This window comes from Variovorax sp. 22077 (assembly GCF_052044195.1).
GTDB lineage: Bacteria > Pseudomonadota > Gammaproteobacteria > Burkholderiales > Burkholderiaceae_C > Variovorax > Variovorax atrisoli.
This window is the reverse complement of sequence record NZ_JBQEQC010000010.1, coordinates 1-18732: the sequence shown is the minus strand read 5'-3', so window position 1 is coordinate 18732 and position 18732 is coordinate 1. Positions and strand designations below refer to the sequence as shown.

Sequence of the window (18732 nt, the reverse complement as noted above, 5' to 3'; positions counted from 1 at the left end):
TCAGTTGGGCGTTGTGAGTTGAGGGGCAGGCGCAAGCGCGGACTGGACGGCTTCGGCGATCGCCAGAAGCCGGCGGTCGGAATCGATGGGGCCGTCGAGCGCGAGGCCCACCGGCAGGTTGTTCGCAAGTGCCAGCGGGATGGTCGCGCCGGGCAACGAGGCGTTGCTGCCGGGGTCTGTGTTGCGAATGAATGTCCCGAAGGTGGGCTGCTGCGTGCCGTTCAGGTCGACCGTTTCGTCTTCGCCGACGAGGGCAGCCACCCGCGGCGTCGTGGGGAAGACCAGCGCTTCGATCCGGTGCGATTCGAATGCCTGCGCGTAGAGCGCCTGCATCTTCGCCCTCGCCTGGAGCGCGCTCTCGTAGACGTCCTCGGGAATGCCGCCGCCGGTCAGGAGGGTACCGACGGCACCGCGCACGTCAGGACTGCCGACGGCTGCGATCATCTCCTCGAGCGTGACGCCGCGCCCGCGCGCCTCGAGATACTTGCGCATGTCACGCACGAACTCGAAGAACACCACCGGGAAGCTGACACTGGCATTGAGCTCGCTCAGGGCGGACATGTCGACATCCACGAGTTCGACACCGGCCTGCCGCAGCGTGTCGAGCGCGGATTCGGCGACCTGTTCCACTGCGGGCTCCAGGTCGTTCCAGAACGGACGCCTCGGGACGCCAAGGCGCAGCCTCTGGAGCGTCAGTTTCATCCGGCCGTCCTTGGCGCCTGTCATCACCTCGTCGAGAAGGGCGCAGTCCGCGATGGTGTAGGCCAGCGGCCCGGCAGTGTCGCGAGTGAGCGAAATTGGTGCGATGCCCTGGGCCGACACGCGCCCGACCGTCGGCCGGAAGCCGCTGACCCCGCAGAGGGCCGCCGGGACGCGGACCGACCCGCCCGTGTCCGTTCCGATGGAGGCGGGAACGATGCGCGCGCCGACCACGGCACCCGACCCTCCGCTGCTGCCGCCGGGGATCCTGGTGCAGTCCCAGGGGTTTCTGACGGCTCCGGTGACCGCGTTGTTGGTGGTGATGCCGAACGCCAGCTCGTGCATGCCCACCTTGCCCGCGATCACGGCTCCTGCGGCCCGAAGGCGCGCGACCAGCTCCGCATCCGCCCGGGGCTGCTTTCCGTTCAGTGACGCGGTACCGGCCCCGCAGGCCATGCCGGCCGCCTCGATGTTGTCCTTCAGCGCGATGGGAATGCCCAGCAGGGGGAGGCGCTCGCCGGCGGCAAGACGCCGGTCCGCGTCGCGCGCTTCTTTTCGCAACGCCTCGGGATCGAAGCTGACCCACACGTTGAGGTCGCTAAAGGCTTGAGACCGTGCGATGCAGGCCTCGGCCAGATCCAGGCTTGAAACGGATGCTCCATCAAGGAGCTTGCGAATGGCAGAGAGAGGAAGGTCGATCGCGTGCATGGCTCGTTCAGCGTTTGGTGACGATTCAATGTACGCAGCGGGGTTTTGTCGGGGACCTATAGAAATCGTTAGGTGGGCCGCTCGCCGCGCGGAGCCTAGGGTCAGACCCGACTGGCGAAAACCACAGCGCTGCCTAGCATTGGCGCCCCGCGCATGAAGCTTGCTTGGAATCGACCATGCACCTCTCCACCATCCAGACCAGGGCCCTGTCGGACCTCATGCGCCTCGTCGCGAACGCGACCGACGGCGACGAGCTGCGCGAGCGCATGGCACTGCCGATGCTCGATCTCCTTCGTGCCGATACCTATGTGTCGATGGTGTGGGACGGCGAAAGGCAGCGCTTCGGCCGAACGACCGCGCTCAACATGTCCGAGGAGAACCTGAGGTCCTGGGACGACTACTTCCGCTTCGTGGACCCGCTGACCTACCCCATGATGCAGCGCCGCAAGCCGACCCTGGCAACGCAGGTGCTCTGCCAGACAGACCTGTCGCGTACGGAGTTCTTCAACGACTTCCTTCGTCGCGACCGCATGTACTGGGGAGTGAACGTCTATTTCTACGATCGCGAGCGGTGCGTCGGGGACGTTCGCATCTGGCGAAATCGGGAGCGGGGGAACTTCGATGCGGGCGAGATCGAGATCCTGAACCTCGTCGAGCCGGCCATCACCGCCGCGCTTTCACGGCTGGGCTGGAAGGAGTCCGCACCTGCCATCGAGCAAGGTGAATCCGCAGAGGCAACACTGCAGCGCGAAGGACGCCTGAGCAAGCGCGAGGCCGAGGTGGCGTGGCTGGTCAGTTGCGGCTGTCCCGACAAGGAGATCCAGAGCCGGCTCGGGCTCGAATATCCAACGGTCCGCTTCCATCTGGGCAACGCGTTCAAGAAACTGCGCGTGGCCAATCGATCGGCGCTCGTCGGACGGGTTCGGGCGCTGCTGGCTCACCAAGAGCTTGGAGGTGCGGCGGCAGACATGCCGATGCCTGCCGCGCCAGCAGAAGACCTTGCGACCCCTTCCGCATTCGCGACGCAGGTGTTGCGACAGCGCAGCGTCTCGCAGCAGATTCGCCCCAACTGATCTCTTGCGCCTGGTGTGGTGCAGGCCCGCGTGCCAGGTTGTGCATCGGCTTGCGTGTCGCTGGGCAGCACTCGTTCGCACGGCGATGCCCCGGGCGCGTGTACGTCGAAGAGGACCGCCAGCAAGCACTGGTGCGAAGGCTACCGCACTGCACACGCATCACTGTCGGAGCGATCGATATACGAAAGCAGAGATGGTCTCGTGGGCGTGTCATTGCCTGCCGATCAGCTCTGACTGCGTGTTGTGTGGCTCGACCCTCTCCTGAGTGCTTTCCAAGCCCCTGGATCACCTGTTCTCATCTCTGCGGCACTAATAATTAGACTAACGGCACGCACAGTTAGTAGAACACCCAAAAACGACCTGCTCATCCCAAAACGGCAATCCAAATCTCCACCCAATAAGCGCTTGCCGTTAGTATGTTTATCCGAAAGACGCCCCCATCCCTATGCCGGCAGGCCTGACCCTCTCCCTTTTCGATGACGCGCCGCCGCCTCGGCACGCGGCCGTGTTCAAGGAAGCCTTCGAGGCCTGGCTGGCAGACCAGCGTGGATCCGGGCTGCTTCGCCGCGAGGGCTCGGTCGCCGTGTACGAGGACATGTGGGAGGCGTTCGCGGCATGGTGCCTCGGCCAGTCGCCGGTGGTCGCCCTGCCCTCGCTCGATCTGGCCGACCTGCAGGCCTTCCAGGCGGCGCGCTTCGGTCGCAAGACCTCCGACCTGTCGCTCACGCCGCGCTATGCGTTGCGCCTGATGCGCCTGATCGACCGGGTCCTGCGCCACCATGCCTCGCGCAACGAAACCCCACCCAACACGGCAGCAGCGGACTGGATCAAGGCGAACCCCGAGATGCGGTACGCCGATGCTGCGCACGCCGATCCTTTGCCCGACTACCTCTCGGTGGGAGAGGCCCGGCAGCTCATCGCATTCCTGTCTGCAGCGCGGCCGCGGCCGGGAGCGTCGCGAGACGCACTGGCCACGATGACGTGGCAGGAAGTGCGCAACAGGGCTTCGGTTGCCCTGCAGCTGGGCGCAGGCCTGACGCCAGGGGACGTGCGCGCGCTGACGCTGGAGTCGGTGATCGCGCATGCCGGCCGCGTGAGTGAACGCCCGTGGAAGCTGCTGGTGCCTGGCAACGGCAATTCACCTGCCCGCGAGACCCCCATCGCCCCCTGGGCCGGAGAACTGCTTCAGCACTGGCTCACCGTGCGTGCAGACGCCGGCATCACGGGCCCATTCATCTTCCCTTCCACGCGCACCGGCAAACAGTGGCAGAAGCCCTCCCAATACGAGTGCGCAAAACGCGTGCTCGAGGAAGCAGGCATGGACTCGCGCGAGGGCGGGTCGTTCCGGCTGCGGCATACCTTCGCGTTGCGGCAGCTGCGGCGGGGCACGTCGCCGCAGCAGGTGGCGGCCTGGCTGGGGATCGAGGCGGCGAAGATGAAGCGCTACGAGCGGGTGCTGCCCGGAGCGATCGACGTCGTTTGAGCGAAGGTCGTCAAGACGCCAGCTGCGCGCCATCCCCCTTGCGCAGCACGAAGATGAGTTCGTCCAGCGCCCCCGCAGCGCCATCCGCATCGCGCGCCCGCAGGCGCTGCACCACCTTGCGCCGAAGCGGGAACACGTCAGGGCGCGGATGCGCCGGAATCACGTGCGTCATGCGTTCGCGCAAGACGGCGGTCATCGTCTGGGCCATGAGGCGCAGTGCCTCGTTGTGCCCCGCCTGCGCGATCGACGAGAAGAAGCTCGCCATCGCATCGATGCGCTGCGGCAGCGCGCCGACGTCCTGGTGCTTCTCGATGCCGTCGACGGCGGCCTCGATCGCATCCACCTCGGCGTCGGTGGCCCGCTCGCACGCCAGGCGCAGCAGCGTGCCGTACAGCGCACGGTAGGCCTCGTCGATGTCGGCGGTGCCGAGCTTGCCGTCGACGACGAGCTTGCGCAGCGACTCTGCCAGCATCATGTAGGCGCCCTTGTAGAACACGAGGGCATGGTCGGAGCAGCCCGGCGTCATGTGCCTGACCTCGCCGATGAAGATCACATGGTCGCCCGCCTCGTGCCGCGCATGCACGCTGCATTCGAAGCTGGCCAGGCAGTCGTCGACGAGCGGCGTGCCCAGCGGGCCCCTGCGCCAGGCCACGCTCTCGAACTTGTCGGCGATCCTGCTCGACGCAAACCGGCCCGAGAGTGCGTCCTGGCTCTGCGACAGGATGTTGATCGCGAAGGCGCCGGATTCCACGAAGGTCGGCAGCAGGCTGCTGGCCTTGCGCAGGCTGAACAGCACCAGGGGCGGCTCCAGCGAGACGGAGCTGAACGAATTGCAGGTCAAGCCCGCAGGGCTGCCATCGGCCTTGCAGGTGGTGACGACGGCCACCCCCGTCGGGAAGCAGCCGAGCAGCTGGCGGAACAACTTGGGGTCGATGGCCTCATCGGCCTGTGGCATGGCGAGGCTCATGGCGTCGGCGTCCCCTGGCGCTTGAAGAGTTGAACGATGTTGCCTTCGGGGTCGCGCAGCGACAGCACGGCGCCGTGGGCGCCCATGTCGCGCGTTCCCAGCACTTCGCCGCCGCTGGCCGCGATGCGCTCGTGCGCGCCGTCGAAGCTGTCCACCTCGAACACCATCACCATGCCCGAGACGGCGGGCGCCGCTTCTTCGCGGCAGGCGAGCGCGACGCTCGTGTTGCCGACGCCGTACTGGATCCACCGATCCTTGTCACGGAACTTCAGCTGCAGTCCCAGCGCGGACTCATAGAAGGAATGGAGTTCGGCCGGCCGCTCGGCCACCACGAACACGTTCTGCAGGCGCTTTGGCGATTCCATGGCTGGGCTCACTGTGCGGGGTTGTTGTAAAGGTTGTTGAGCGAGGCCTTGAGGAAGCCGCCATCGGCCACGATGTCCTCGCCGTTGATGTAGCTGGACGCATCGCTGGCGAGGAACGCCACGATGCCGCCGATGTCCTCCGGCCGGCCGATGCGGCGCGCCGGGATCTTCGAGACCCGGCTCTCCAGCATGCCCTCCTGGCTGTAGTGCACCTCAGAGAGGGGCGTGCGGATCATCCCCGGGCTCACCGAGTTGGCCCGGATGCCGCGCGGTCCCCACTCCACCGCCATCTGCTGCGTCAGTGCGCGCAGACCGGCCTTGGTCGCGCCATAGGCGACTGCGCGCGTCGGCGAGCGGGCGGAGATGGATGCCACGTTGACGATGCTGCCGGCCTGCGCCTCGAACATCATCGGCACCAGCGCCTGGGCGCACAGCAGCGCGCCACGCAGGTTCACCCGGAACACGCGGTCCCACTCGTCGATGGGAAAGTCCTCGAGCGCCGCGGGCGATGCGGTGATGCCGGCGTTGTTGACCAGGACATCGCAGCGACCGAAAGCGGTGCGCACCGTCGAAGCCATGATGGCGACCGAGGCGGGATCGGCCACGTCGCAGCGCATCGCGAGCATGCCGTTCGCTTCGACCGGCGCTTCGGACTCTTCGGGAAAGAGGACGTCCAGCTGCACCACCTGCGCACCCATGGCGCGAAGGTGCTCGCAGATCGAAAGGCCGATCCCCCTGGAGGCGCCCGTGACCACGGCCACGCGGCCGCGCAGCGAAGCGCCGTCGAAAACAGTCATGCTCGACATGTGCGAGTGCGTGCCTCAGGCTGCCACGGCGTTCATCGACTCGACCTCCTTGCGGATCGCCGGGATGATCCTCTCGCCCCACAGCTCGATCTGCCTGAGCATCGTCTTCTGGTCGAAGTCGCCCAGCTGCGTCTGCAGCGCGATGTGCTTCGGGCGCAGGATGCTGATCTCCTCCAGCATCTTGTCGATGACCTCGTTGACCGAGCCCACCGGCAGGTTCTGCCGCAGTTGCTCCATCGTCGGGTCCGTCTCCGAGGGCACCTCCTTGATCATGTAGCCGTCGTCCGACTGCGAACGACGGAACTTCAGGCTCTCGGAGATGCGACGCTGGAAGCGCGCGCAGTCCAGGTACGCATCGATCTCCGCCTTGCTGTCCGAAGCGTACGCACAGCGCAGGAAGCCGAACTTCACGTCGCGGTCCAGGTCCTTGCCGTTGTCGCCCGCGACCTTGTCCAGCCTCTGGCGCAGCTCACCGATGGCATCGTTGCCCTTGAGCAGCGCGGTCACGAACAGGTTGTGGCCCTCGCGCACCCCGCGCCCCAGCGTGACCGGGTTGCCCGAGGTGATCCACAGCGGCGGCATCGGGTCCTGCAGGCAGCGCACCGCGATCGAGCTCGGCGGCAGCTTCAGGTGCTCGCCGTCGTACGCCACGATCTTCTGCGTCAGGCCCTTGGGCAGGATGTCGAGGAACTCGTTGTAGATGGCGCCCGAGTCCTCGATCTTCACGCCGAAGCGTTCGAACTCGAACTGCTGGTAGCCCGAGCCGATGCCCAGCTCCAGGCGGCCGTCGGACACCGTGTCGACGAAGCCCACTTCCGCAAGAAACCGCGCCGGGTGGTACAGCGGCAGGATGCACACCGCCGTGCCCAGACGGATGCGCTTCGTCTTGGCCGCCATGTGCGCCACCATCATCAGCGGCGAGGGCGACAGCGAGTAGTTGTTGAAGTGGTGCTCGGCGTACCAGGCCGTGTTGAAGCCCGCCTGCTCCGCCGCCACCGTCTGCTCGATCGAGTTGTTGATGACCTGCTGCGACGTCTGGTGATAGCCGCGCTGCTGGGCCAGAATGAACACCCCGAATTCCATGTACTGTCTCCGCGAAAATTGCACCCGCCTGGGTTGCCAAAATTCTAGGGAGACGGCTTCCTTTGACTATGGCTGAATCTGCAGCTCAGAACTGCGTAAACAGGAGAAGTAAGTTGAAGATCTCCGGCCTCCGGGCCTGTGTTGCGAGCGCCTTCGCGCGGGCAGGCGGCGCCCATGGATAGATTGCGAGCGATGGAGCTCTTTCTCTCCATCTCGCAGACGCGCAACTTCTCGGAGACGGCACGGCGCTTCGGCATCTCGGCCACCGGTGTGTCGCGCATGATCACCGAGATCGAGGAGGAGCTGAAGGTCAAGCTGCTGCTGCGCTCCACGCGCCAGGTGGCGCTGACCGAGTCGGGACAGGAATACGCGCGGCAGCTCGAAAGCATCCTGTGGCGCATCAAGGAGCTGCAGACCAACATCACCGCCATCAGTGCGGCACCGCAGGGACTGCTGCGCGTGCACTCGCGCGTGATGTTCGGGCTGGGCGTGCTGCCGCCGCTGATCGCGGCCTTCCGCAAGCTCTACCCTGAGATCCACATCGAGCTCTCGCTCACCGAAGCCGCCGTGGACCTTCGGCGCAACCAGGTCGACATCGACTTCCGCATCTCGCCGCCGGCCGAGGCGGGCGTCAAGCGCCGCATGCTGTTCCAGAGCGAGCGGCACCTGGTGGCGGCTCCCTCCTATCTCGAACGCATGCCCGCCCTGGTCTCGCCCGAGAGCATCCTGGAGCACGACTGCCTGGCCTACCAGCTGCCGGGCGACGAATACGTCTGGACCTTCAAGCAGCAGGACGAGCTGAGCCAGATCGCCTTCAAGCCGCGCCACGTCAGCAACAACGGCATCGCGCTGCTCGAGCTTGCGCGGCTGGGCGAAGGCCTGGTGCTGATGGACGACTACACGGTGCACAACGACGTGCTCCAGGGTCGGCTGGTGCGGGTGCTCGACGGCTATCGCATCAGCAACAAGGGCTTCGACGAGGGCATGTACGCCACCATCCTCGACACGCCCATCATTCCGGCGAAGATCCGCCTGTTCCTCGACTTCGTGGCCGAGCACGTGGCCGGGCCCGAGCTGCGCTTTTCCGCGCACGGCAAGCCGGCGGGACTGGACGTCGCGCCGCTTCGGACCTAGCCGGGCGGAAGCGGCATCCGGCACAGGGGGCGGACCAGCCCCTTGCAGCCGAGCCCCGTGAGCTTGAGCACTGCGCCATCCAGCGGACCTGATGCGCTGAGCCTGCCGCTGTCGCTGATGGTGGTGACGAACAGATCGTCCATCTGCGGCCCGCCGAAGCACAGCGCACTCGGATGCGTCACGGGCAGCACGATCTTTCGCGTCAGCTGGCCTTGCGCGTCGAAGCGTGCAAGCGTGCCGGTACGCACCAGCGCGGTCCACAGCCCGCCTTCGGCATCGAAGCAGCAGCCGTCAGGACCGGAGCCCTGGTCGTCGGTGCGCACGAACACGCGCCTGTCACCGAGCGTGCCGTCGCCCGCCACGGCGTAGGAATAGATGACGCGCCTTTCGCTGTCGGCCACATGCAGCCGGCCGTCGATCGGGCTCACGCAGGGGCCGTTGCAGATGCCCAACCCGTCGTCGAGCTTGTTCAGCCGCAGGCCGGTGTCGAGCCGGTAGAGGCCGCCCAACGGAGCTTCGCCCGGCTCGCGGAAGACGTGCATGGTGCCCACCACGAAGCTGCCGTCGGGCATCGAGATGCCGTCGTTCAGCCGCAGGTGCTCGTGGCTCGCGTCGATCCGCGCCAGGGTCTGCAGATGGCCGGTACGCGGGTCGAGCGCGCAGATCTGCTCCTTCAGCGCCAGCACGATGCGGCCATCGGCATTGAAGGCGAAGGAGCCCAGCGGCGGCGGGACTTCATGGCGCGCGGTGACCGCGCCGGTGTCCGCATCCAGCGCAATCACCAGGCCTGCGCGGCAGTCCAGCAGCCACAGCTGCCCGTCGTGCCAGACGGGGCATTCGCCCAGAGCGGTTTTGAGGTTTCCTAGGCGCTGAATTTCCATTTTCAATTCAATTGATTCGAAATTGAATTCGAATTCGTCTCTTTATTCAATTGCATTGAGCCACGTCAATCAGCCTCGTCGCGGCCACGCATGCGACACGGCGCCGCCGCATCGTATCCCCCTGTTTCCCGCTGGCGCAGGAGCGACTCCTTCATTTCTTGCAGAACTCTCCTTCAGATTAGTTTGAAATCGATTTTCGAGTTCATTTCTACAATCGATCGAGCATATTGAGAACAGAGACAAGCCGGCGGAAGCACACCGCCCCAGGCCCCTAAATCGGAATTCCCGCGGAATTGAGACCCGGGCTGTTTGTCGACTGGCTTCAATTCAATTCCGATCCGTGCCGCGTCAAGCCGGCTTCTTCGAGAGGTGGTGTATGAGTAATGAATTTGTCCGTCTGGAAGTCTCCGGCGGGGTCGCCCTGGTCACGATGGACCGCAAGCCGGTCAATGCGCTGAACCGCGCCATGCGCCGTGAAATGGTGGCGACCTTCGACGCGATTTCCGAGCGCGAAGACATCCGCTGCGCCGTGCTGACCGGCACCGGCAGTGTGTTCTGCGCGGGCGCCGACCTCAAGGACCGCCCCGACGCCGAGATCGCGGGCGACTTCCTCGAACACAACCGCATCACCCGCGAGACCGGCAACGCGATTCGCGAATGCGCCAAGCCGGTGATCGCCGCGATCAACGGCACGGCGCTGGGCGCCGGCTTCGGGCTGGCCGCCGCGTGCGACATCCTCTACGCCTGCGAGAACGCGACCGTGGGCATGCCCGAGATCAACGTCGGCCTGGCCGGCGGTGCTTCGATGCTCAAGACCCTCTTCGGCCGCTCCACCCTGCGCCGCATGTTCTTCACCGGCCAGCGCCTCACGGCGCACGAGCTGCTCAAGCGCAACGTGATCGAGGACGTGCTGGCCGAGAAGGACCTGCTGCCCGTCACGATGGAGCTCGCCCGCGAGATCGCGTCCAAGGCGCCGCTGGCGATCGCCTACGCCAAGCGCGCGGCCAACATGGTCGATCTAATGCCGCAGCGCGACGCCTATCGCTTCGAGCAGGAATTCACCGTGGCCCTGTCGAAGACGGAGGACGCGCGCGAAGCCCGCATGGCCTTCCTCGAGAAGCGCGCGCCGGTCTTCAAGGGACGCTGATCCCATGCTGACGCAGGTTCACGCAGCCACCGGCACCGGGCTGGACGCATTCTTCAAGGCACAGGGCGTGGCGGTCGTCGGTGCTTCCGACGACATCACCAAGATCGGCGGCCGCCCCGTGCAGCTGCTGCGCAAGTACGGCTACGCGGGCGCCATCTATCCGATCAATCCCAAGGGCGGAACCATCCAGGGCCTGCAGGCCTACGCCTCCGTCCTGGACACGCCGACCGCCCCCGACCTGGCCATCCTTGCGGTGCCGGCGCAGGCGGCGCTGCAGGCCGTGCGCGACTGCGCCGATCGCGGCGTGCGCGGGGTGATCGTGCTGTCGTCCGGCTTCGCGGAAGCCGGCCCCGAAGGCGCCGCGCTGCAGGCCGAGATGGTGCGCGTGGCACGCAGCCACGGCATGCGCCTGCTGGGCCCCAACTGCCTGGGCACCGTGAACGTGGTGGACCGGCTGGTGGGCTCCTTCTCCATCGCGCTGGAGCAGAGCCTGCCGCCGGCCGGGCAGGTCGGCATCGTCTCGCAGTCGGGCAACATCGGCAGCTTCACCATGCGCAACATGGCAGAGCGCGGCATGGGCGTGAGCCGCTTCATCGCCACCGGCAACGAGGCCGACGTGGATGTCGCCGACGGCATCGCCGCACTGGCGCAGGACGCGGACACCCGAATCATCCTGTGCTGCATGGAGACCTGCCGGCACGCGGGCCGTCTGGTCGAGGCGCTGGACATGGCGCGCGCGAACAACAAGCCGGTCATCGTGCTCAAGATCGGAGCCACCGAGCAGGGCCAGGCCGCGGCGGCATCGCACACCGGTGCGCTCACCGGCTCCGACGCGGTGTTCGATGCCGTGTTCCGGCGCTACGGCGTGCTGCGCGTGCGTTCGTTCGAAGACCTGCTGAACGTGGGGCATGCGGCGGTGCTGCTCGGCACGGGCCGGCTGCCCGCCACCGACGCCGTGACGCTGGTGGCCGCATCGGGCGGCTTCGGCATCATGATGGCCGACGCGATGGTCGAGGCCGGCATGACCCTGCCGCAACTCACCGACAGCACGAAGGCCCTGATCCGCGAGGCCGTGCCCACCGCCGGCACCAACAACCCCGTGGATGCATCGGCCCAGATGTCGGCGCGCCCCGACATCCTGCTGAAGATGCTCACCGCGCTGCAGGAAGACGCCAACGGCAGCACGCTGGTGCTGCTGCTGGCCCTGTCGCTGTACAACCCGCGGCTGCGCGGCACTTACATGGAGGCGCTGGCCAGCATCCGCGCGAGCCATCCCGAGCGGCTGATGGTCCTCATCAGCCAGGGCCCTCCCGATGCGGTGGCCGAGATCAACGCGCTGGGCATCCCGGTGTTCCCGAGCATTCCGGCCGCGGCCACCGGCCTCGCCGGCCTGGTGCAGCTCGGCCGGCTTGCCACCCTGCCCGCCACCCCCGCCTACGGCGGCCCGGTCGACGGCGTGGATGCCGCCGTGTTCCGCAACGAGTTCCATGCCAAGCGCGCGCTTGCCGCGGCCGGCATCAGCGTGCCGCGCGAGGAGGTGGTGGCTTCCGCCGACGAGGCCGTGCGCAGCGCGCGGACCACGGGCTATCCCGTAGTGCTCAAGATCGCCTCGGAAGACATCGCCCACAAGACCGAGATCGGCGGCGTGGCGCTCGACCTGCATGACGACGCCGCGGTGCTCGAAGCGTACGAACGCATCATGGCCAATGCGAAGAAGCACGCGCCCCATGCCCGCCTGGACGGCGTGCTGGTGGCTCCCATGGTTCGCGGCGGCGTGGAGCTGATCGCCGGCGTCTCGCGCGACCCGGTCTTCGGCCCGGTGGTGATGGTGGGCTTCGGCGGCATCTACGCCGAGGTCCTCAAGGACGTCGCGGTGCAGGTCGCGCCGGTTTCCGAGGACGAGGCCGTGCGGATGATCCGCAGCCTGAAGATGTTCCCGCTGCTCGACGGCGCGCGCGGCCGCGCCAAGGCCGACGTGGCCGCGGCCGCCCGCACGGTGGCCCAGCTCTCCGAGTTCGCCTGCCGGCATGCCCGGGACGTGGCCGAGATCGACATGAACCCCATCCTGGTCAAGCCCGAGGGCGAAGGCGTCCTGGTGCTGGACGCACTGATGGTGCCCACCGCCGCCGGCCACGCCAATTCTCATTGAAGCCACTTCCAATGCACATGCCAAAGAACCCGGCCATTCCCGACGCGTCTGCCGGCCCCGCCGTCTATCGCGAGTACGCGCGCCAGTGGCTCGGCGCCAACCTGCCCGAGCACATGCGCGCGGACAGCCTGAACTACCGCACCCCCACGCTCGACGAGTGCCGCGACTGGGAAGCCTCGATGTACGAAGCCGGCCTGGCCGGCATGACCTGGCCCAAGGCCTACGGCGGACTCGGCCTCAGCTTGCGCGAGCACCTGGTGGTCAACAAGGAAGTGGGCGCGCTGCCCATGCCCGAGAGCGTGAGCTCCATCGGCAAGGAGCTGGCCGGCCCCATCATCCAGACGGTCGGCACCGCGGAGCAGAAGCAGCTCTTCCTGCCGAACATCCTGGCCATGCGCAACTACTGGTGCCAGGGCTTCTCCGAACCCGATGCCGGCTCCGACCTGGCCCGGCTGCGGACCAAGGCCGTGCAGGAAGGCGACATCTGGCGCATCAACGGCCAGAAGATCTGGACCAGCGGCGCGGCCAAGGCGCACTACTGCCTGCTGCTGACCCGCACCGGCACGGTGGCCGACAAGCACCGCGGCCTGCTGATGTTCGCGGTGCCGATGAACACGCCGGGCATCCGCGTGTCGACCATCAAGTCGATCGATGGCAAGGACTCCTTCGCCGAAGTCTTCTTCGACAACGTGGTGGTCCCCGACAGCGCCCGCCTGGGCGCGCCCGACGAAGGCTGGAATGCCGCGATCCGCGTGCTGTCGATCGAACGCGCCACCAACCGCATGTACCGCGCGTGGCGCTTCGAATGCGAGCTGCGCCAGCTGATCGCCGCATGCAAGTCCGACCCACAGCTGGCCACGCTGCTGGACGACGGCCACGTGCAGCGCCGCATCGGCGACGTCGTGGGCGAGATCGATGCGCTCAAGGGCCTGGTCGAGCGCACGGTGGACCAGATGATGGCCGGCGACAGGATCGGCGCGCGCGGTTCGCTCACCAAGCTCTTCTGGTCCGAGGCCCACCAGGCCTTCATGGGGCTGGCGCTGTCGCTGGTGTCGCAGGTGAACCCGCGCTCCAGCGCGCTCGCGCAGCGTGCCCGCAAGCACTTCACCACCGCCTACCTCTATTCCCGCGCCGAGACCATCTACGCCGGCACCACCGAAGTGCAGCTCGACATCATCGCGCAACGCATCATGGATCTGCCCAAGGACCTCTGAGATGAGCACCACAGACAACGATCTCAAGCCCGAAGAGTTCGGCCAGGCCGCCGCGGCAGCCATCACCGACGCGCAGGCGCGCGGCTTCCGCGACGCGGCCCAGGTGCTGGCAGGCGCAGGCCTGTGCGGCGTGTGCGCGTCCGAAGAGGCGGGTGGCCTCGCGCTGGGCATCGAATTCGCGCTGCCCATCGTGGCGGAAGCGGGCAAGCTGAGGCTGCAGTGGCCGCTGCTGGAAACCGTCCTCGTGGCCAAGGCGCTGGGCCAGTCACCACTCGCCGCCCAGCTCGCGGCGGGCGAGCGCGTGGCCACCTGGGCGCTGCAGGGCAGCCTGCAGGAAGGCTTCGCGGGCCAGGCCCGCCACGCCAGTCACTGCGACTGGGCCCTGGTGGCCGACGGCCAGGGCGGCGCGGCGCTGGTCGACCTCGGCTCGGTCACGATCCAGGACGATGCCGCACTCGACCCCGAGCACCCCCAAGCCTGGCTGGTGCTGGACAAGGCCGAAGTGCTCGCCACGGTGGATGCCGCAACCTTCTCCGCCCTTCAGCGCGACAGCCACATCCTGATCGCGGGCCTGGTCAACGGCGCCGCCGAAGGCGCGCTCGCCACCACCGCCGAGTACATGTCGACGCGCGTGCAGTTCGGCCGGCCCCTCTCGGCCAAGCAGGCGGTGCGCCACCTGCTGGCGCGGATGCGCCTGCTGCAGGAGGCCTCCAGCGCGGGCATCCAGCGCCTGCTTCGCACCGATGAATTCGGCGGCGCACGCGCCACCTCGCCCGTGCTGGCCAATGCACTGGCCAGCTCTGCCTTCGTGCTGGAGAAGTCCATCCATCTGCACGGCGGGATGGGCTTCACCTGGGAAGTGCCGCTGCACTACGCGCTGCGCGAGGTGCGCAAGTTCGATGCCGCCTTCGGCTCGGGCGTGCTGGCCCGGCAGGTGGGCCGCGACTTCATCCAGTCTGTCTGAACAAGGATCTGAAATGAACCAGGATTTGCTTGGCCGCGTGGCCCTCATCACCGGCGCGGGCGCCGGCATCGGGCGCGAGACCGCCCGCCAGATGGGCGAGCGCGGCGCCATCGTCTGCGTGAACGACCTGAAGGAAGAGCTGGTCGCGCCGGTGGTGGACGAGATCAGGGCCCGTGGCGGGCAGGCCTTCGCGATCGTGCAGAACATCGCCAGCCGCGAAGGCATTCGCGAAGCCATCCAGCGATCGTTCGACCTCGGCGGCAGGCGTTTCGACATCCTCGTCAACAACGCGGCCTGGGTGCGCTACCAGTCCATTCCCGAGATCGCCCCGGAAACGGTGGACCGCATGCTCGACGTGGGCTTCAAGTCCGTCATCTGGAGCCTGCAGGAAGCCGTGGCCGTGATGGACCCCGAACGCGGCGGCGCGATCGTGAACGTGGCGTCGGTCGCGGCGCTGCGATCGGCCGCCAATTCGGTCGTGTACTCGGGCATCAAGTCGGGCGTGCTCGGCATCACACGGGCGGCGGCGGCGGAACTAGGCTCGCGCAACATCCGCGTCAACGCCGTATGCCCTTCGGCCGTGCCCACCGAAGGCACGCAGCGCAACCGCAATGCCGAACGCGATGCCAACCGCATCGCCCGCACGCCGCTGGGCCGGCTGGGCACGGTGGAGGACATCGCCCAGAGCATCTGCTTCCTGGCCAGCGACCAGGCAGGCTTCATCACCGCGCAGGCGCTCACGGTGGACGGCGGCATCACGCTGACCAACATCTGAGCCCATGCCCACGGCCCTGATCACCGGTGCCGCATCCGGCATCGGACGCGACACCGCGAGGCTGTTCGCAAGCGCCGGCTGGCAATGCGTGCTGGTCGATCGCAACGCGCAGGCCCTGCACCAGCTGGCGCAAGAGCTGCCCGCCGAGGGCGCGCATGTGCCGCGCACGATCGACCTGACGGACCCGAAGCAGATCGCCTCGCTGGCCGAAGGTACGCCGGCGCTGGACGCCCTCATCAACAACGCGGGCATGTCCGATGCCTCTAACACGCCGCTGGTACAGCAGAGCCCCCAACAGGCCGGCCGGCTGCTGGCGCTCAACCTCGCTGCGCCTGCAGCGGTGGTGGATGCGTGCAGCCAGCTGCTCAAGCCGGGCGCTCGCGTCGTGAACGTGTCGTCGGGCGCGGGCCTGAGCGCCATTCCGTTTCGCGGCCTGTACAGCCCGAGCAAGGCGGGGCTCATCGCGCAGACACGCGCCCTGGCGAACGCACGGCCGGACCTGTGCGTGACGGTGCTGTGCCCCGGCTTCGTGCGAACCGAGCTCGTCGCCGGGCTGATCGAAGCGGGGCGCATCGACCCCGAGCGCGCGGTGGCAAAGACACCGCTGGGACGCATGGCGACACCCGACGAGATGGCCCGGGCGCTGTTCTTCCTGGCAAGCACCGGTGCCGCGCCGCTCAGCGGGCAGGTCCTGCCGGTGAATGGCGGATCGTCGATCTATGGCGGCAGCCAGGGTTTTGCGCCCGCCACGCTGGATGTGCTGCCGCTGGACCTGCCGCTGCAGCTCGAGGTACTCGGCGGACCCGTGCAACCCTGGCAGGCCGTATCCGCAACGGCCGGCGCCGGGCCGCACTACCCGGCATGCATCGATCTCTCCGCGCTGCACCGCAAGAGCGGCCTGCTGCAGGCGGTGCACGAGGCCGCCATCCGCTTCGCGTCCCGTCATTCGCAGCAGGCCAGCCTCACGGTGCTGCTGCCACAGGACACGCCGGAGCGCAGCACCCGCTGGCAGGACGCCGGCGACGGCGCCGCTGCACGCATGCTCATCTCGACGCTGGCCTGCGAATGGGGCAGCCGCGCCTTGCGCATCAACGCGCTGGAGGTGCCGCCAGAGGTGGAGCCCCGGTCGCTGTACGCGCTACTGCGCTACGTCTGCGGACCTGCCGCGCAGTATGTGACGGGCCAGACGCTCGTGTGCCACCGGAACACACCGAAGGACGCAGCAGCATGAACACGCCGGAAACCCGCATCGACAAGGAACGCGCGCGGATCAAGGAATTTTTCATCGCCGAGCGCGGCTACTGGCGACCGTGGACCGAGACCATGCTCGACGCATGCCCCGGATTCGTGGAGCAGTACGCACGCTATGCCGGTCATCCCGCGCGCACCGGGCCGCTCACGCCGCGCATGGTGGAGCTCATCTACGTGGCGCTGGACAGCTCCTCGTCCCATCTGTTCGAGTCCGGCCTTCAGACGCACATGAAGCGGGCTTTGGAAGTGGGCGCAACGCAGGCCGACATCGTCGACGTGCTGCACCTGGTGGCCGTGCAGGGCCTGGCCAGCGTCGGCCAGGCGACCGCCATCCTCGCGGAACTCGCCGGGCTGCAGGACTCGCGAGGTTCGCAGGCCGTCAGCACGGCGCTCCAGGCCCGCATCGACCGGCTCGGGCACGCTCACGCACTGCGGCTGAACGAACTGGCGCGGCTGGACGCCGGCTATGTGGAGGTGCTGCTCGACTTCATCGAAAAGGGCCGACCCGGCGCGGGCCTGACCGATGCCGAGCGCAGCCTCGTCCAGCTCGCGCTGCATGCCTGCTTCACCGCCTTCAATCCCGATGCTGTGCGACAGATCGTCGCCACGGGCCTGGGGCATGGCCTCGCGCCGACCGAGCTGCTGCAGGCCATCCAACTCGGCGCTCATCTGGCAGTGCATGGCAGCGCACTGGGTGCAAAGGTGCTTCAGGCTTGCCAGGCGCCGCCGGCCCGGGAACAGGGCGAGTAGACGATGCGGACCCATCCCCTGCGGCTGCTGTGCGCCGCGCTGGCCGCCGCGAGCACGACGACGGCGCTGCATGCGCAACCCGTTTTTCCGGCCCGCCCCGTGACCATCGTGGTGCCCTACAGCGCCGGTGGCGTCACCGACTACTTCGCGCGCCAGCTCGGCAGCAAGCTGTCGCGCATGTGGGGCCAGCCCGTGGTGGTGGACAACCGCGCGGGCGGCGGAACCATCATCGGGACGCAACTGGTCGGCAAGGCCCCGGCAGACGGCCACACCCTGCTCTTCACGAGCTACGGCTTCACCGCCAACCAGGTGCTGCGCAAGAGCCTGCCGTACGCGAAGACATCCTTCCGGCCCGTCGCGCTGCTCGGTTCCAGCCACAACGTGCTGCTGGTCACCAACCGGCTCAAGGGCAAGCCGCTGGAGGCGATCATTGCCGACGCCAAGGCCACGCCGGGCAGCCTCAAGCTCGCATCTTCAGGCCTGGCTTCCAGCCCGCACATCGGCGCCGAGTTCTTCGCCAGGAAGACCGGCATCACCTTCACGCACGTCCCCTACAAGGGCCAGGGGCCGTCGATGTCCGACCTGATCGCGGGCGTGGTCGACGGCATGTTCGACGGCATGTCCTCGTACGCGCAGGTCAAGGCCGGACGAGTGGCCGCCGTCGCCATCGCCGCGGCGCAGCGCCACCCGGCCGCGCCCGAGATACCGACGTTCAGGGAACTGGGCGTCGACCTGGTCACGGGTACATGGTTCGGCATGCTTGCACCCGCCGCGACGCCCGATGCGATCGTCGACAAGATCAACGCGGACATCCGCCTGGCCCTGCAGGACGAGGAACTCATGGCGCAGATCGCCAGGACGGGCGTGAGCGTGTCGGCTTCATCGCCGGAGGCCTTCGGTCGGTTCCTTGGCCAGGAAGCGGACAAGCTGCAGGCGCTGGTCGATCAGGGGGTGCAGATCCATCTGGACTGAGCACGCGACATGCGAGGGCCCGGCGCCGCTGGCCCCTGCAAGCTTTGCATCGACGATGCGCGCCCCACTGGATGGAGCTCGGGCACCGTGAAACACGACTGTTCCGTCACGCTGACCGTCACGCGCTGAAGCGATTTCCTACCACTTCACGCGCACGCCGATCGATCCGTTGATGCCGCTCCTGACCCTGGCGTCGCCGCCCGATGACCACAGCTTGCCGACTTCGCCGTAGAGGCTGGTCGACGGGCCCAAGGCCAGCGTGAAGCCGCCCGCAAGCTCGGTGCTCGTGCCGCCGGTCGGCGCTGCGATGT

The 18732-nt window shown here is 67.6% G+C and carries 17 protein-coding genes; 11 read left to right on the top strand and 6 right to left on the bottom strand.

The window, feature by feature from the left end:
- Positions 1-1407 carry an indoleacetamide hydrolase gene (iaaH, locus tag ACTJLF_RS15910; RefSeq protein WP_440883432.1) on the bottom strand — a complete coding sequence of 469 codons (1407 nt, stop codon included), beginning with the start codon at positions 1405-1407 and terminating at the stop codon, positions 1-3.
- A 176-nt stretch (positions 1408-1583) separates the two neighbouring features.
- Here iaaH and ACTJLF_RS15905 point away from each other — a divergent pair, with 176 nt between their 5' ends.
- Positions 1584-2480 carry a LuxR C-terminal-related transcriptional regulator gene (locus tag ACTJLF_RS15905; RefSeq protein ID WP_440883431.1) on the top strand — a complete coding sequence of 299 codons (897 nt, stop codon included), beginning with the start codon at positions 1584-1586 and terminating at the stop codon, positions 2478-2480.
- A 445-nt stretch (positions 2481-2925) separates the two neighbouring features.
- Positions 2926-3963: a tyrosine-type recombinase/integrase gene (locus tag ACTJLF_RS15900; RefSeq protein WP_440883430.1), complete on the top strand. Its 1038-nt coding sequence runs from the start codon at positions 2926-2928 to the stop codon at positions 3961-3963.
- A gap of 10 nt (positions 3964-3973) precedes the next feature.
- Here the strand turns inward: ACTJLF_RS15900 and ACTJLF_RS15895 are convergent, their stop codons facing one another.
- The 4 genes from ACTJLF_RS15895 to ACTJLF_RS15880 are packed head-to-tail and all read right to left on the bottom strand — an operon-like array spanning position 3974 to position 7184.
- Entirely contained in the window at positions 3974-4930 is a 957-nt protein-coding gene (locus ACTJLF_RS15895; protein ID WP_019658024.1) for a flavin reductase, read from the bottom strand.
- Positions 4927-5295 (bottom strand): VOC family protein, encoded by a 369-nt coding sequence (locus ACTJLF_RS15890; protein WP_038116479.1) that lies wholly within the window; start codon positions 5293-5295, stop codon positions 4927-4929. Before ACTJLF_RS15890 ends, ACTJLF_RS15895 begins: the two co-directional genes overlap by 4 nt.
- An 8-nt stretch (positions 5296-5303) precedes the next feature.
- Complete coding sequence (locus ACTJLF_RS15885) at positions 5304-6092, bottom strand: SDR family NAD(P)-dependent oxidoreductase (protein ID WP_440883429.1); 789 nt, start codon at positions 6090-6092, stop codon at positions 5304-5306.
- A gap of 24 nt (positions 6093-6116) precedes the next feature.
- The gene (locus ACTJLF_RS15880) at positions 6117-7184 is read right to left on the bottom strand and encodes an LLM class flavin-dependent oxidoreductase (RefSeq protein ID WP_440883428.1); all 1068 of its coding nucleotides are present in this window, start codon (positions 7182-7184) and stop codon (positions 6117-6119) included.
- Between the two features lie 174 nt (positions 7185-7358).
- Between ACTJLF_RS15880 and ACTJLF_RS15875 the strand changes: the two genes are divergently transcribed.
- Positions 7359-8318: a LysR family transcriptional regulator gene (locus ACTJLF_RS15875; protein ID WP_126185833.1), complete on the top strand. Its 960-nt coding sequence runs from the start codon at positions 7359-7361 to the stop codon at positions 8316-8318.
- On the opposite strand, the gene ACTJLF_RS15870 is transcribed toward ACTJLF_RS15875, so the two are convergent.
- Positions 8315-9199 carry an SMP-30/gluconolactonase/LRE family protein gene (locus ACTJLF_RS15870; protein WP_416491386.1) on the bottom strand — a complete coding sequence of 295 codons (885 nt, stop codon included), beginning with the start codon at positions 9197-9199 and terminating at the stop codon, positions 8315-8317. The two genes, ACTJLF_RS15875 and ACTJLF_RS15870, sit on opposite strands and share 4 nt — an antisense overlap.
- A 376-nt stretch (positions 9200-9575) precedes the next feature.
- On the opposite strand from ACTJLF_RS15870, the gene ACTJLF_RS15865 reads away from it, so the two are divergent.
- From ACTJLF_RS15865 to ACTJLF_RS15830, 8 genes are read left to right on the top strand one after another with little or no spacing between them, the layout of a single operon-like run.
- On the top strand, positions 9576-10346 hold the full coding sequence (locus ACTJLF_RS15865; protein ID WP_019657304.1) for an enoyl-CoA hydratase/isomerase family protein: 771 nt from the start codon (positions 9576-9578) through the stop codon (positions 10344-10346).
- Between the two features lie 4 nt (positions 10347-10350).
- A complete protein-coding gene (locus ACTJLF_RS15860) occupies positions 10351-12495 on the top strand; it encodes an acetate--CoA ligase family protein (protein WP_440883427.1) in 2145 nt (714 codons plus the stop codon).
- An 11-nt stretch (positions 12496-12506) separates the two neighbouring features.
- Entirely contained in the window at positions 12507-13709 is a 1203-nt protein-coding gene (locus ACTJLF_RS15855) for an acyl-CoA dehydrogenase family protein (protein WP_132756488.1), read from the top strand.
- 1 nt (position 13710) lies between these two features.
- Positions 13711-14673 carry an acyl-CoA dehydrogenase family protein gene (locus ACTJLF_RS15850; RefSeq protein WP_019657301.1) on the top strand — a complete coding sequence of 321 codons (963 nt, stop codon included), beginning with the start codon at positions 13711-13713 and terminating at the stop codon, positions 14671-14673.
- 13 nt (positions 14674-14686) lie between these two features.
- Entirely contained in the window at positions 14687-15448 is a 762-nt protein-coding gene (locus ACTJLF_RS15845; protein ID WP_019657300.1) for an SDR family NAD(P)-dependent oxidoreductase, read from the top strand.
- A 4-nt stretch (positions 15449-15452) separates the two neighbouring features.
- Positions 15453-16679 carry an SDR family NAD(P)-dependent oxidoreductase gene (locus ACTJLF_RS15840; protein WP_440883426.1) on the top strand — a complete coding sequence of 409 codons (1227 nt, stop codon included), beginning with the start codon at positions 15453-15455 and terminating at the stop codon, positions 16677-16679.
- Positions 16676-17449, top strand: a complete 774-nt coding sequence (locus ACTJLF_RS15835) for a carboxymuconolactone decarboxylase family protein (protein WP_440883425.1) — start codon at positions 16676-16678, stop codon at positions 17447-17449. The genes ACTJLF_RS15840 and ACTJLF_RS15835 overlap by 4 nt, the downstream gene beginning before the upstream one ends.
- Before the next feature lie 3 nt (positions 17450-17452).
- Complete coding sequence (locus tag ACTJLF_RS15830) at positions 17453-18421, top strand: tripartite tricarboxylate transporter substrate-binding protein (RefSeq protein ID WP_019657297.1); 969 nt, start codon at positions 17453-17455, stop codon at positions 18419-18421.
- Positions 18422-18732 lie beyond the last annotated feature (311 nt).